Origin of the sequence: Aquabacterium sp. UBA2148 (assembly GCF_002328915.1) — a bacterium.
GTDB lineage: Bacteria > Pseudomonadota > Gammaproteobacteria > Burkholderiales > Burkholderiaceae_C > Aquabacterium > Aquabacterium parvum.
This window is the reverse complement of record NZ_DCXA01000056.1, coordinates 1-13421: the sequence shown is the minus strand read 5'-3', so window position 1 is coordinate 13421 and position 13421 is coordinate 1. Positions and strand designations below refer to the sequence as shown.

The 13421-nt window shown below is 61.8% G+C and carries 16 protein-coding genes; 6 read left to right on the top strand and 10 right to left on the bottom strand.

Annotated elements, in window-relative coordinates:
• From B2W70_RS03225 to B2W70_RS03210, 4 genes are all read left to right on the top strand, one after another.
• On the top strand, window positions 1-816 hold an 816-nt coding region (locus B2W70_RS03225; RefSeq protein ID WP_286742790.1), incomplete at its 5' end, for a PhoH family protein.
• The gene (gene ybeY, locus B2W70_RS03220) at window positions 813-1250 is read left to right on the top strand and encodes an rRNA maturation RNase YbeY (protein WP_058087669.1); all 438 of its coding nucleotides are present in this window, start codon (window positions 813-815) and stop codon (window positions 1248-1250) included. The genes B2W70_RS03225 and ybeY, both read left to right, overlap by 4 nt.
• 217 nt (window positions 1251-1467) lie before the next feature.
• Entirely contained in the window at window positions 1468-1815 is a 348-nt protein-coding gene (locus B2W70_RS03215) for a hypothetical protein (protein ID WP_286742787.1), read from the top strand.
• A gap of 54 nt (window positions 1816-1869) precedes the next feature.
• Entirely contained in the window at window positions 1870-3432 is a 1563-nt protein-coding gene (locus B2W70_RS03210; RefSeq protein ID WP_286742785.1) for a methyl-accepting chemotaxis protein, read from the top strand.
• On the opposite strand, the gene B2W70_RS03205 is transcribed toward B2W70_RS03210, so the two are convergent.
• From B2W70_RS03205 to B2W70_RS03190, 4 genes are all read right to left on the bottom strand, one after another.
• Window positions 3421-4509, bottom strand: a complete 1089-nt coding sequence (locus tag B2W70_RS03205; protein WP_286742783.1) for a homocysteine S-methyltransferase family protein — start codon at window positions 4507-4509, stop codon at window positions 3421-3423. The two genes, B2W70_RS03210 and B2W70_RS03205, sit on opposite strands and share 12 nt — an antisense overlap.
• A 294-nt stretch (window positions 4510-4803) precedes the next feature.
• Entirely contained in the window at window positions 4804-5535 is a 732-nt protein-coding gene (locus tag B2W70_RS03200; RefSeq protein ID WP_286742780.1) for a sterol desaturase family protein, read from the bottom strand.
• A 23-nt stretch (window positions 5536-5558) separates the two neighbouring features.
• Window positions 5559-6227: a hypothetical protein gene (locus B2W70_RS03195; protein WP_286742777.1), complete on the bottom strand. Its 669-nt coding sequence runs from the start codon at window positions 6225-6227 to the stop codon at window positions 5559-5561.
• Window positions 6228-6361: 134 nt separating this feature from the next.
• Window positions 6362-7186, bottom strand: coding sequence for a hypothetical protein (locus B2W70_RS03190; protein WP_286742774.1), 825 nt, complete (start codon window positions 7184-7186; stop codon window positions 6362-6364).
• Between the two features lie 3 nt (window positions 7187-7189).
• Here B2W70_RS03190 and B2W70_RS03185 point away from each other — a divergent pair, with 3 nt between their 5' ends.
• Entirely contained in the window at window positions 7190-7597 is a 408-nt protein-coding gene (locus B2W70_RS03185; protein WP_286742773.1) for a hypothetical protein, read from the top strand.
• 77 nt (window positions 7598-7674) lie between these two features.
• Complete coding sequence (locus tag B2W70_RS03180; protein WP_286742772.1) at window positions 7675-8052, top strand: hypothetical protein; 378 nt, start codon at window positions 7675-7677, stop codon at window positions 8050-8052.
• Between the two features lie 60 nt (window positions 8053-8112).
• On the opposite strand, the gene B2W70_RS03175 is transcribed toward B2W70_RS03180, so the two are convergent.
• The 6 genes from B2W70_RS03175 to B2W70_RS03150 all read right to left on the bottom strand — a co-directional run.
• A complete protein-coding gene (locus B2W70_RS03175) occupies window positions 8113-8967 on the bottom strand; it encodes a PoNe immunity protein domain-containing protein (protein ID WP_286742770.1) in 855 nt (284 codons plus the stop codon).
• Between the two features lie 38 nt (window positions 8968-9005).
• A complete protein-coding gene (locus B2W70_RS03170) occupies window positions 9006-10016 on the bottom strand; it encodes a PoNe immunity protein domain-containing protein (protein ID WP_286742769.1) in 1011 nt (336 codons plus the stop codon).
• Window positions 10017-10036: 20 nt separating this feature from the next.
• Window positions 10037-10696, bottom strand: coding sequence for a hypothetical protein (locus B2W70_RS03165; RefSeq protein ID WP_286742767.1), 660 nt, complete (start codon window positions 10694-10696; stop codon window positions 10037-10039).
• Window positions 10697-10726: 30 nt separating this feature from the next.
• On the bottom strand, window positions 10727-11716 hold the full coding sequence (locus B2W70_RS03160; protein WP_286742765.1) for a PoNe immunity protein domain-containing protein: 990 nt from the start codon (window positions 11714-11716) through the stop codon (window positions 10727-10729).
• 135 nt (window positions 11717-11851) lie between these two features.
• On the bottom strand, window positions 11852-12847 hold the full coding sequence (locus B2W70_RS03155; protein WP_286742763.1) for a WG repeat-containing protein: 996 nt from the start codon (window positions 12845-12847) through the stop codon (window positions 11852-11854).
• Window positions 12848-12956: 109 nt separating this feature from the next.
• Window positions 12957-13421, bottom strand: a 465-nt coding sequence (locus tag B2W70_RS03150) for a PoNe immunity protein domain-containing protein (RefSeq protein WP_286742761.1), incomplete at its 5' end; no start/stop codon positions are given.

Sequence of the window (13421 nt, the reverse complement as noted above, 5' to 3'; positions counted from 1 at the left end):
GACGACCTGCCACCGGCCGATCCGGGAGCAGGTGACGAAGGTGGCGCCCACGGCCCCACCCTGCACACCCGCCGCGCCGACTTGCAGGGCCGCACGCCCAACCAGGTCAAGTACCTGCAGCAGATCCTGGCCCACGACCTGACCCTGGGGATCGGCCCCGCAGGCACCGGCAAGACCTTCCTGGCGGTGGCCTGCGCGGTCGACGCGCTCGAGCGCAGCGCCGTGCAGCGCATCATCCTGACCCGCCCGGCGGTCGAGGCGGGTGAGCGCCTGGGCTTTCTGCCCGGCGACCTGACGCAAAAGGTCGACCCCTACCTGCGCCCGCTCTACGACGCGCTGTACGACCTCATGGGCTTCGACCGCGTCACCAAGGCCTTCGAGAAGGGCCTGATCGAGATCGCCCCGCTGGCCTTCATGCGCGGGCGCACGCTCAACCACGCCTTCATCATCCTGGACGAAGCGCAGAACACCACGCCCGAGCAGATGAAGATGTTCCTCACGCGCATCGGCTTTGGCTCGCGCGCGGTGGTGACCGGCGACGTCAGCCAGATCGACCTGCCGCGCGGCGCGCGCTCGGGCCTGATCGAGGCCGAGCGCATCCTCAAACGGGTCAAGGGCGTGGCGTTCACGCGCTTTGACACCTCCGACGTGGTGCGCCACCCACTGGTCGCCCGCATCGTGGCGGCTTACGACGCCGATCAGGCCGGCTCGCCGGCCGATGCACGCCCAGGCTCACCAGCTGCGCCGCTCCCCCCTCCAGACGAGCCGACCGCCGAGCCCGCTCGTCGCCGCCCCCCACGCAAGACCGCCCCATGAAGCCCACCCTGTCCCTGAGCCTGCAATTCGCCGACAAGCGCCACAAAGACACCCTGGCCCGCCACAAGGTGGCGCGCTGGATCAAGGCCGCGCTCGAGGCCGATGCCGAGATCGCCGTGCGCCTGGTCGACGCCGAGGAGGGCCAGGCCCTGAACCGCGACTTCCGCAAGAAGGACTACGCCACCAACGTGCTGACCTTCGACTACGCGCAAGAGCCGGTGGTGATGGCCGACCTGATCATCTGCGCCCCCGTGATCGAGCAGGAAGCCCAGGAGCAGGGCAAGAGCCTGGAAGCCCATTACGCGCACATGCTGGTGCACGGCACCCTGCACGCACAGGGCTGGGACCACATGAAGAAGAAAGAAGCCGAGGCCATGGAAGCGCGGGAGCGCGAGATCCTGGCGGCGCTGGGTTTCGAGGACCCGTACGCCTGAGAGGCCCTTGTTTCTTGACGCACATCTAGAAAAAGGCGATTTGAGCCCGAATTGGATGCGCATGGCGTGACTTGTTCACGCTGCGCGCAGGCACCTTTAAACGCGGCCTGTTCAGGTTGCTGATCAGCCGACCGAAGAGTTGAAGCACGTTTGACACTGCCCCTGGTCGGTGACCTGGGGAGATGGTCAACCGCCACCACCAAACTGGGTTCTTCGCATGGCAAACCCCATCGTCGCTGACACCGAAGTCGACTGGCTGCTCCCTGGCAGCCCGATCCGGCCTGCAGACGTGGTGCGTCGCATCGAGCTGATCTGCACGCGCGTGCCAGACCTCTACGCCGCGCTGCTGCTGGTCCATGCCACCCACCAGTTCGTCAACCCGGGGCACCTGGCGGTGGTGGTCAAGCGCATGCGCCCCGAGCTCCAATCCATGGCCGAGCCAGATGTCGCGGGCTTGCTCAACAGCATCAGCGCAGGCGGCCGACCCGGCTTTGAATCCGTTTTGCGCCACAAGTCCAAGGCAGCGCGTCCGAAAACGCCATTGCCGTGGTCATCCGAAAACTGAAGCCGATCCCGCCCTGACCGGCTCCGCAACCAGCTCTACCAACCGGACAGCACCATGAACCAACTCTCCGTCAAAGCACGCCTGGTGGGCGGCTTCGCGCTGCTGGCATTCGCCCTGCTTGCCGTGGCGCTGACGTCGCTTTGGCTGCTACGACAATCGCACCACACCTTCGGCCGCCACGTCGAGCTGGTGGAAGCCAAGACCACCCTGGTCGACGACATCCACTCTGCATCGGGCACCCGCGCGATCGCCGCCCGGAACATGGTGCTCGCGGCGAATCCGCAAGAGCGCGCCAAAGCCCAGCAAGCAGCCGTGAAGGCCCATGCAGAGGTGCAAGAGGCGCACCGCAAACTGGCGCAGTTGAACCAGCAAGACCAGCCGTCTGCGCAAGAGGCTCGCCTGCTTGCTGAGTTGGCCGACATCGAAAAGCAATACGGTGCCGTGGCACTTGCCATCGTCGACACAGCCGCCAAGGGTCAGATCGCCGAAGCAACGGCCCGCATGAACCAGGAGTGCATGCCGCTGCTGGCGCGGCTCGACGAGACCATCAACGCGCTGGGTGCGCTGAGCCGCAGCCGCTCCAAGGACTCGGTTGCGAACTCCGATGCCCAGGCGAAAACCGATGCAGCCTTGTTGGCGGTCATTTCAGTTGTGGCGATTGCGGTGTCTGGCTACCTCGCGTGGTCCTTGCCGCGCACCATCATCGAGCCACTGAACGATGCCGCGCGCCTGGCCCGAGCCGTGGCCGAAGGCGACCTGTCCCAAAGCATCCAATCGCAGCGCAACGACGAGATCGGCCGCTTGCTGAACTCGCTGGACGCCATGCGCAGTGGTTTGTCCGACATGGTGACCCGGGTGCGCAGTGGCAGCGACCGCATCCGCAGCAGCAGCGCTGAAATCGCCTCGGGCAACAACGACCTGTCTCGTCGAACCGAAGCCCAGTCGTCGAGCCTTCAGCAAACGGCCGCCGCCATGGAGCAGATGACGGCCAGTGTGCAGAACAGCGCCCAGACGGCGACGGACGTGAGCGCCATTGCCGTCGAGGCCAGCGAGTCCGCGCGCCACGGCGGCGTTCTGGTGGGACAGGTGGTTGCCACCATGAACGACATCACCGAGAGCTCCAAGCGGATCTCGGAGATCATCGGCACCATCGATGGCATCGCCTTTCAGACCAACATCCTGGCGTTGAATGCGGCCGTGGAAGCGGCACGCGCCGGCGAGCAGGGCAAAGGCTTCGCAGTGGTGGCCGCCGAGGTTCGCAACCTGGCTCAACGCAGCAGCGAAGCCGCCAAACAGATCCGCAACCTGATCAGCGACAGCGTGACCCGCGTGGGCAATGGCGCGTCCCTGGTGGGCGACGCCGGGGTGGCGATGAACGACATCGTCGACAAGGTCGAAAAGGTGTCCGACCTGATCCAGGCCATCAGCAATGCCGCTTCGGAGCAGAACGACGGCATCAAACAAGTGAACCAGGCCGTGTCCGTGCTGGATCAAGGCACGCAACAGAACGCCGCGCTGGTGGAGCAGAGCGCTGCCGCAGCCGAGTCACTGAAGGTGCAGGCCCAGGAGTTGGCGCAGGTGGTGGACCAGTTCAAGGTCAGGGGCTCACACGCGTGAGAGCTGGCTGAAAAAGCCGGTGGCCTGGCCATCGTGCAGGCAGCGCGGCTTCCAGCCACCCACGCGCCGAGCAATTTCGGCGATGTGATCGGGCGTGGTGCCACAGCAGCCCCCCGCGATGTTCAAAAAGCCCGACTTGGCAAACTCTTCGACCAGGGCGCCGGTGATCTCGGGCGTCTCGTCAAAGCCCGTGTCGCTCATCGGGTTGGGCAGGCCGGCGTTGGGGTAGCAGCTGATGAAGGTGTCGCCGGCGATCTTGGCCAGCTCTTCCACGTAGGGGCGCATCAGCGTGGCGCCCAGGGCGCAATTCAGGCCGATGGCCAGCGGGTGGGCGTGGCGCACCGAGTGCCAGAAGGCGCTCACCGTCTGGCCTGACAAGATGCGGCCGGAGGCGTCGGTCACCGTGCCCGAGATGATGATGGGCAGGCGCTCGCCGGTGTCCTCGAACAGCTCATCGATGGCGAAGATGGCCGCCTTGGCGTTGAGCGTGTCGAAAATGGTCTCGACCAGGAAGACGTCGCAGCCGCCGTCCATCAGGGCCTTGGCCTGCTCGTAGTAGGCCTGGCGCAGGGTATCGAAGTCGACGTTGCGCGCACCCGGGTCGTTCACGTCGGGGCTGATGCTGGCCGTTTTGGGCGTGGGACCGATGGCGCCGGCTGCAAAGCGCGGCTTGTCCGGGGTGCTGTACTTGTCGCAGGCCTCGCGGGCCATGCGCGCGGCCACCAGGTTCATCTCGATGGCCAGCTCGGGCAGCTCGTAGTCGTCCTGCGCGACGGTGGTGGCACCGAAGGTGTTGGTCTCGATGATGTCCGCGCCCGCAGCCAGGTACTGCTCGTGGATCTCGCGGATGACCTCCGGCTTGGTCAGCTGCAGCAGCTCGTTGTTGCCCTTGAGGTCTTTGCCGTGCTCGGCGAAACGCGTGCCGCGGTAGTCGGCCTCGGTCAGCTTGTAGCGCTGGATCATGGTGCCCATGGCGCCGTCGAGCACCACGATGCGCTGGCGCATGATCTCGGGGAGTTGCGCGGCGCGGGTGTAGGGGCGGCGTTCGACGGGGGGGCGGGCGGCGGGAGGGGTCATGGACTGGATTTTAGTCCCCCGACCTCCACACGCGGGTTTTGGGGCCATCACCCCAGCTGGAACTGGTTTACGCTGATCGACGACTCGACGGTGGTACGAAAGGACCTCACGGACCTGCTGAGCCAAGCGAGCATCGAGGTGCTGCGCCGCGCAAGGCTCCCTTGTCCGACGTCGTCAAGGCCGCAGCGAGGGCCAAACTGCGCGCGATCCCGCTGCGGCCAGACTGTGCGTCTCAGCCCACAAGCCAGCTCTCGGGCGGGGTGCACACTGGCATGCTTGGCGGGCGCCCCAAGCTCAAGTCCGGTGCACGTCTCTTCCCAGCAGCATGTCCTGAATCCGAGCCGACTTGTCGTCGTCGAACCCACACCGATCGACCCAACCCCTCGGGTTGAGGTAGGTGCCGAACAGCGCATCCCAGATGGGCAGCCCGTAGTTCTGTGCGTGGTGTCCATGCGCGTGGTGCACGCGGTGCATCTCGGGCCGCTGAATGAGCCACCCCACCCAATGCGGCGTGCGCATGTCCCCGTGCAGGAACATGTCGAACAGCCCCGTCAGCAGCAGCGACCACGCCGCAGCCAACGGCGAGGCCCCCAGCACCAGGTAGCTGCAAAGGCTGCCGATCATCACCGCAGCAGCCGAGTCCAAAGGGTGCGCGAAGAACGCGGTGAGCGCCTCGATGCGTTTGGCGCTGTGGTGCAGCTGATGCACCCAACGCCACAAGGCGTCCGAGAAGTGGGTCAGTCGGTGCCACCAGTAAAAGACGAAGCTCGTGAGCAAAAAGCTCAGCGTGCCCACCACCAGGTCAGGCCAGTCAGCCGGCACAGGCCACCAGGCGTTCAGGCGGATGCCATCGCGAAAGGCCCACCCCAGGCCCATCGCGATCGCCACCGTGACCACCCCCAAGGTGGTCGACATCAACAGCCACCGGCGGTCGCAATCGTTGCCCGAAGCCGGAGCAATCACCTCGCGGGTGAACAACAGCACGAGCGCGAGCAACAGCAGGGCGTAGGCGAGCAGGTCAAGCATGGCCGACATCATGCCCCATCGGCTCAAGGGTACCGGGACAGCACCACATGCAGCAAAGCCTGATCGCCCTGTCGACAGATGAACGCGTCCTTGTCCTCTCTCGAGACACGACCGCGCACCCCGATGACCCTGCAATCGGCGCCATCCAGTGCAGCCTGATCGGCATGCGAAGACAAGCGTGACAACAACGCCTTGTTGGCCCGCCCAAGCCAAGGCCGAGCGCTGTTGGGTGCCACGATCAGCTGGGCCTCGGAGTCCTCAAGCACCCTTCGAGGCAACCGTGCCAGGCGAGCCACATCGTCGGCAGACAAGGTCAACTCGGCCACCAGGGTTTCCATGTCGGTCGGAGCGGGCAGCCAGGGATCGACCTCGGGCGTGGCGAACGCTTCCCACCTCGCCTTGAGCGGGTGCAGCTCGATGAACAGCCCTCGCTCGACGCCCGCCCAGTCGGACGAAGCCTTGCGTTGCGTCGCGGCCTCGCCCCATGCAAACAGCCCCCCATAGCAAAGCAGCAGCACAGCAGAACAGGACACCAGCCCTGCCCGCCAGAATCGTTTGCGAACCACGCCCCAGATGAGCATCGACAGCAACGCGAGGTGCAGCAAGACGAACACCAGCCCCGCCAGGAGGAACAGGAACTTGCCGATCAGCACGATGGCGAGGATTTCCAATAGCCACGCCCCCCAGTCCACGGCTTGAGAAGCCGAGCCGGGCAGGACAACGGGATCAGCTCGCCCGACAAAGGGCCAGCAGCTCATCGCAGCCAGGCATGCGCGTGAAACGCAGTGCTTCATGTCAACCAAGCAGAACGATCCTAGACAGGCCGTCACGGCCCAACTCCCACGCCCTTGGGCATGAGAATGAGCACCAAAGGCGTGGCCACAATGGCCAGCGGGGCCAAAACCAGGCCCAACGCGCCCTCCCCGATCATGCGCACGGGCGAAGGCAAGTCCCGGTAACGAAGCCCTGCACCGGTTGCGGCCACTTTGATTTGGTAGGTCCGGTTCAGCTTCAATGCCTCAGGGGTCAACGTCACGCCGTTGGCCTTGTAGACCACGCCCCTCATCAACCCCACATCGAGCTCCCAGGTGGATGGGTCACCGTACTTTGTGTTGAACCCCATGGCCTGAGCTTCCCGCCACTCTTCGGGGCCCCCTGCCGGCATGCTCAAGGTCACGCGGACAGAAACGCTTGCGTCGGGCTCGATCGACACCACACCAAAGTCACCGCTCAAACGAGGGTGGAAGCGAGAACGCAAAGCTGCCGACAACCTTGCCGGCGCCTGAAACACAAAGTGCCGCCTCGGGGTGAGGGCCACCAGTTGCGAGCCATCACCCGAGATGAGGACAGAAGAAACCTCTTCCGTGCTCACTTGGTGCCCCACGGCGGGCTTGAACCGATTCGATGCGCAACCTGCAGCAAAGAACATCATCGAGACAGCGATCCCGCACAGGGCTGCTCTGCGACGCCAGCTCGGGCCCGTGAGACGGGCACACGCGCCATGGACGCCTGCACACAGCGGGTCGGAGGTGCGCACGTGAATAGAGTCGTCAATCAAGGGTGATCGCCTCATTGGATGTTTTACGCTTTGACGCAAATCGACTCGCTTCTTTGCACCCATGATCCGCGCATGAAACAACGTGACATCCAATGGATGAACCGAGTGTTGGCCCTGCACGGCCAACCCGATGGCAAGTCGCTGGATTGCTTCGGGTCTGCATTCTCACCCGAAGACTTCCTGTATTTCACTGTGTACCCGGACAAGCTCAGCATCAGCCTGAGTCGCATCTTCGCAGGACTGGCCTCGTTCTCTTTTGATTTCCAGCTGTGCATCGAGCCAGATGGCATCAGAGCCAAACGCATCTTGATGAAAGTAGAGGGCAACAACCAGCGGATTCGCAAACGCCTGGGCGAGCCCTACTCGAAAGCGAACATTGGCAAGGCCTTTGAGGCGCTCAGCGAAGAGGAGGTCGAGTGGATCGAAGTGGCCCTTGACGAGCTCCATAGGTGCTGGATGTCGCCAAACTTGACTGTGCCTCCCACCATGGGCCAACCAACATGAGCGACTACCTTCGCCTGTCCACGCTCACAGCCGCCCACCGCTGGCCCCCCAACCCTGCACGCTACCCCTATGAGTGGATGCAACTCACCCCCGAGCCCGAATGGGAGACAGATGTCTTCGACGCCGACTCGACCGGGCTGAGCGGCCCTGCGTGGGCAGTGTTCTGCCGCACCAGCATCTCCCTGCTGCCGGCTGACGAATGCAAGGTCATTCAGCCTTTCAACCTGATGATGTTCAACGGCTCGAACGCAAAAGCGTGCGCCAAGCGACTCAGCCCCCTGCCGCCCACGAGCAAGATGGAGATTGATCGGCTGGTGGCCAACAACTGTCCGTGGACTGAGGATGAGATCAAGCGCGGCGTCATGTCGATCAAGAACCAGATGGCTCGCTGGCTGCGCAAGCTACCCGAAGGGCACATCGGAGTTGCTCGGCTGTATGACTGGGGAAAGTATTAGCGGTTGACGTCTACTGGACGCAGCCCAGAAGATGCTCGACAAGCCGTGTGCATCGATCAATCAACCACCCATTGCATCCATGATCTTGCCGTCAGCGGTCGGACGCTTGCCATGGGTTCGTGCGTAATCGACCAAATCTCTTGGGTAGAACTTCTTGTCTCGGTAGCTGCTGTCGTCGATGTCCAGGATGTATGTGATGGCTGCGGCCTCCAAAGACCAGTAGCCTGGGAAATAACTGGACTTGTGGCGGTCGTGGTAAGGCTCTCGGCGACTGGCTTCGTACCACTCATCCAGGTACTGGCCCATTAACGCGGCGCGTTTGTCAGGCTTGGCAGCGAAGATCTTCTTGGTCTTGCGGTACGGAAGCTGACGTGTGTAAACGGCCGAAGCCGGACGACCTGGCAGGTACGGCGCAACCAAGTCTTCCAGCAAGGCATCTTGGTCGTCGTTTTCATAAGCTAGCAGGTCCATGATGCGGCCCAGCAATTCGGGTCGCCCAAGGAGGATGGCGTAGCAGACCAGTTGAAGCGCTTCCCAGTAGGTTTTATCGTAGAGGTCAATGTGCGGCACCCTGTGACCGTCACATTCGTCGCTCTTATGGAAATCAACGTGATGCTTCGCGAAGCAATCCCAATGATCAATCGCGGGAGCGATCAATGCCGCCATCGATCCAACAGAAGCGCCAGCGGAGTAGCCGTACGTCAACAGCTCCAACACAGCTTCACCGGGCAACCGCGCGCCAAACATGACTTCACCTTTTGTCCTGGTGGACAAAAGCGCGGCATTGGCCAACGTGGCGGCGACCTCCTCGATGCTTTCAATCGCATTGGAGGTCACATGAACGTAATCCTTGTACTTTTGCAATGGCTCACGTCGCATCGACTGCCATTGGTCCTGCTGAAAAATTTCAATCATGACCACTCAATCAGAATGCCATCGGGTAGCGCCGTCGATCAGCCCCCAACCCATTGCCAGATGGTTTGACCGTAGTCGGCTGCGACGCTGGGCATCAACTCACCTTGTTTGAAGCGGCGGCGACTGTTGGCTTGGGCGGGGGTCTCCCATTCGCCTTCGCGTGGGCAGGGTTGACCGGCATCACAGCGCAGTCGGATGCCCTGGCCTCCCTCCGGTTCAGATAGGCTGCGATGCTCTCGACACCATGCGACCAAGTCCTTTGGGTAGTACAGGTACTTGTGCAAGCTGCTGTCGTCTTCGATGCCAAGCAAGATCACGGCGGCACCGGCTTCAAAGCTCCAGTAACCGTGATACCCACCCTGGTCGCCATTTTCATTGGGCTTGTGGCTGTCGTGCCAAGCTGTGCCGCTGAGGTCTTTGTACCAGCGCTTGAGGAAACGGTCCAAGTCCTTGAGCGCAGCATCGTTGTCGGCGCTGCTGAGCGCATCGGCGAGTGCTTCGTAAGGCTTGTTCCAGTGAATCGTCTCGCTTTCGTACCGGCTGTCCGGACCCACAGCGAGTGACATGAACTCCTCGAACACCCAGTCAGCGCCGCCCATCCCCTGACCCGGCTGACCAATGGCATCTACGCCATCTTGCATGGCAGCCAACCTGGGCAAGAGATCGCGTCGGTGCAGCAAGAAGCACAACCCGACCAACTGCATCAGCTGGAAGTAGTCATCCAGAACGACGAAGTCAAAGGCTGGCTCGTTTCGGTCGGCCTTGTGCTGCCACAACAACTCGGCATATCGCTCAAAGGCGGCAACGACGCTCTCCAGATCGCCGCGCAAGGGTTCTATCGGTTCGCCTGCGGTGTAGCGCAAACACAAGCTCTGGAACTGGTAGTGGGCAACAGTGTGCCGCGACCACATCCACCTTTCGTCCAACGTATCACCTACGCCTGACGCATTGTTCGAGAAGTACTCAATCCCATCGATTGACGCCGCCGTGTCGTTGATGAAGTGTCTTTCACCCAAAAACTGTTGCCGCCTTTTTTCATGAAACTGCATGTCGAATCCTGTCCTCGGCTTCACCGCTTGCGTTGATCGGCATTAACGACCAACTGCACACGCCCCGAGTTTGCACGCTCGGCGAAGATCTCGATGCCTCCTTTCAAGGCGACAAAGAAATCCCAATCGGACAGGTCCTGCACCATGGCAGCTGCCGTGATGTCGCTGTTGAACAGGCGCGCGTAATAAGCCGAGTGATAGGTCAATGCGCACAACGTCGTGCCCGCGCCATCTTTCAAGCTCACGTCGCTGTGGCCGGGACGCAGACGGCCATCCGAAAGCCTGGCGGGAGCGATGTCGCAATGCAAACCGGGCACCAAGATCTCGATCCGACCATCAGCGTGCTTGCGACAGATGTCAATGCCACAACCGTCCGATGTCGAGAACACGAAGCGCCCGTCGTCGGTCCAGTACTTGAAGTACCGCTTGCCATTCTCTTCGAGGTAACTGCCTTGCACTGGCAGATCAGCCAGCAATTTGCCTTTCGGCTTCTCCTCATCAAGCACATGTCGCCAGCGACCCGAGCCTGGATCCAGGTCAATCAAATCAGAGCAAGTGTGATGCTGGTAAAGCCACATGTTTATCAACGAGTCGTCCTGGGTCGTGCCCCAGGCGTACATGGGGTCCGGGTGCGGCTGCGGGTTGACGAAACGCTCGTTCGGCCCGACCGGCCCGCCCATGCCTGGCCGGGCTCTTGATGTCCAAGTCGATCAGTCCCCAACCCATTGCCAAATGGTTTGACCGTAGTCAGCACCCAGATCAGGCATGACTTCGCCCAGCTTGAACAAGCGCTTGCTATCCGCCTTGGCCGGCGCCTCCCACCATCCCTCGCGAGGACATGGTTGGCCCGACTCGCAACGCCCACCCGTCGCATCCATGAGCTTGCCGTCAGCGGTCGGACGCTTGCCATGGGTTCGTGCGTAATCGACCAAATCTCTTGGGTAGAACTTCTTGTCTCGGTAGCTGCGGTCGTCGATGTTCAGTATGTACGTGATGGCTGCGGCCTCCAAAGACCAGTAGCCTGGGAAATAGCTGGACTTGTGGCGGTCGTGGTAAGGCTCTCGGCGACTGGCTTCGTACCACTCATCCAGGTACTGGCCCATTAACGCGGCGCGTTTGTCAGGCTTGGCGGCGAAGATCTTCTTGGTCTTGCGGTACGGAAGCTGACGTGTGTAAACGGCCGAACCCGAACGACCTGGCAGGTACGGCGCAACCAAGTCTTCCAGCAAGGCATCTTGGTCGTCGTTTTCATAAGCCAGCAGGCCCATGATGCGGCCCAGCAATTCGGGTCGCCCAAGGAGGATAGAAAACGAGATCAGCTGCAGTGCCTCCCAGTAATCTTTGTCGCAGAGGTCGATGTGAGGCACCTTGTGGCCATCGCACTCCTCGCTGGCGTGGAAATCCAAATGGTACCCAGCGTATTCCTCCCAGAACTCCACAGCTGGAGCAATCAAGCGAGCCAACTCGCCAACGCCAACACCTGCTGAGTAGCTGAAGATGATGATCTGGTTGGCATCCAGCCCCCTGGACTCCGCCGCGCGCATGGCATCCGCCCGCGAGTCCATTCCATGTTGGAGCGATGCAGTGGCTATGGGAATGCCTGAGACGTTATCCTCAACGACAGACAAATAGTCTTTGTATTTTTGAAGAGGCTCACGCTTCTGAACAGCCCATTGCTGCTGAGGCAACAGTTCAATCATCATCATTCGCTCAGAACATCGTCGAGGATTGACATCGCGGGAGGTTGGACTTCACGTTAACGCCCTGCTGGTCGATCATTCAGCTGACAATCAGCATCGCAGGCACCGCGCTTGCATAGGGTCCCTTTCGACCCGTCACCGAGTCACCGAACCCTTCTTCCGCCGCTCATCCCAAAGGTAGTCGCACAACCAACGGCCATCGTAACCAAGGTATCCCCGTCGACCATCCGGGCGCTTGACGAACAAGGCCTCGCCATCAAGCGACGGGTCGATGTCGGCGTACAGTTGATCGATCACCAATCGCCCCTGAGGGTCAATGCAACCCCACAGGCCCTGCTCATTGGCCACCGCAGCCAAGCCGGGCATGACAAATGATGTCGCATCCGCGTGCGTAGGTTCGATCACCACCCGCCCCTCACGGTCGATGAACCCCCACCGTCCGTCTATCTCGACCCTCGCGCGGCCACAGGAAAACGAAGTCGCGTGCTTGAATCGCGCCGGGATGACCAACTGTCCCTTCTCGTTCATGAAGCCATAACAACCGCACGAGTGAGGGACCAAGGACAGCCCCGCTTCGTCAAACGATTGCACCCTCTTGTAGCGAGGGCGAAGCACGACAACCCCCTGTCGATTGATGACCACTCGACGCTCCTGACCGAGTTTTTTTGCAATCGCAAGCCCATTTGAGGCGAACTCCCCGATGAACTCAAACTCCGGCGGGATGATCCATCGCCCTTTCTGATCAATGCACCCGTGCCCCCCGGAATGGCCCTCCTGGACAACGGCGAAGCCATGGTCATCGAACGCTCGTGCCGCGCCATATCGCGGACGAATACAGAGTCGCCCACTCGAATTGATGTAGCCATAGCGATAGCCATGATCCTCACTGCTAACTGGCGCCAGGCCGTTGGAGCCAAAAATCCCAGCACTAAAAAAGCGGGCTGGGATCGCCACCCTTCCTGATTGATCGATGTAGCCCATCGCACGCGTGCCGGACGACTCAAGGCGCGTTGCTGCCAGACCGTTTTCAGAGAACGGCCCGATGTCATGAAAGCTGGCAGGGATGGCCAGACGCCCATGGTCATCGAAGCACCCATAAAGTCGCGTTCGGGGGTTTTGATAGAGAAGCATGTTCAGGCTAGCCAGGGCTTGCGGGCGAGCGATATCTCTTCGCGGGATTTCGCTGAACGGACTCGTTCATGAGCCGATACCTTGCGTGCAGCGTTGATGGAGGGGGCGATCAGTCCCCAACCCATTGCCAGATGGTTTGACCGTAGTCTGCTGCGACGCTGGGCATCACCTCGCCTTGCGTGAAACGGCGACGGCTGTTGGCTTGGGCGGGGGTTTCCCATTCGCCGTCGCGGGGGCAGGGTTGGTCGGCTTCACAGCGCAGCCGGATACCCTGGGACCCGTCCGGTTCAGATAGGCTGCAATGCTCTCGACACCATGCGACCAAGTCCTTTGGGTAGTACAGGTACTTGTGCAAGCTGCTGTCATCCTCGATGCCCAGCAAGATCACGGCGGCACCGGCTTCAAAGCTCCAGTAGCCGTGATACCCACCCTGGTCGCCATTTTCATTGGGCTTGTGGCTGTCGTGCCAACCTGTGCCGCTGAGGTCTTTGTACCAGCGCTTGAGGAAACGGTCCAAGTCCTTGAGCGCAGCATCGTTGTCGGCGCTGCTGAGCGCATCGGCGAGTGCTTCGTA

Bases quoted from the DNA above. Each gene is read 5' to 3' on its own strand.
- B2W70_RS03155 (WP_286742763.1), bottom strand. From the start codon at position 12,847: ATGCTTCTCTATCAAAACCCCCGAACGCGACTTTATGGGTGCTTCGAT.
- ybeY (WP_058087669.1), top strand. From the start codon at position 813: ATGAAGCCCACCCTGTCCCTGAGCCTGCAATTCGCCGACAAGCGCCAC.
- B2W70_RS03170 (WP_286742769.1), bottom strand. From the start codon at position 10,016: ATGCAGTTTCATGAAAAAAGGCGGCAACAGTTTTTGGGTGAAAGACAC.
- B2W70_RS03210 (WP_286742785.1), top strand. From the start codon at position 1,870: ATGAACCAACTCTCCGTCAAAGCACGCCTGGTGGGCGGCTTCGCGCTG.
- B2W70_RS03205 (WP_286742783.1), bottom strand. From the start codon at position 4,509: ATGACCCCTCCCGCCGCCCGCCCCCCCGTCGAACGCCGCCCCTACACC.
- B2W70_RS03215 (WP_286742787.1), top strand. From the start codon at position 1,468: ATGGCAAACCCCATCGTCGCTGACACCGAAGTCGACTGGCTGCTCCCT.
- B2W70_RS03160 (WP_286742765.1), bottom strand. From the start codon at position 11,716: ATGATTGAACTGTTGCCTCAGCAGCAATGGGCTGTTCAGAAGCGTGAG.
- B2W70_RS03165 (WP_286742767.1), bottom strand. From the start codon at position 10,696: ATGGGCGGGCCGGTCGGGCCGAACGAGCGTTTCGTCAACCCGCAGCCG.
- B2W70_RS03175 (WP_286742770.1), bottom strand. From the start codon at position 8,967: ATGATTGAAATTTTTCAGCAGGACCAATGGCAGTCGATGCGACGTGAG.
- B2W70_RS03180 (WP_286742772.1), top strand. From the start codon at position 7,675: ATGCAACTCACCCCCGAGCCCGAATGGGAGACAGATGTCTTCGACGCC.
- B2W70_RS03185 (WP_286742773.1), top strand. From the start codon at position 7,190: ATGAACCGAGTGTTGGCCCTGCACGGCCAACCCGATGGCAAGTCGCTG.
- B2W70_RS03200 (WP_286742780.1), bottom strand. From the start codon at position 5,535: ATGCTTGACCTGCTCGCCTACGCCCTGCTGTTGCTCGCGCTCGTGCTG.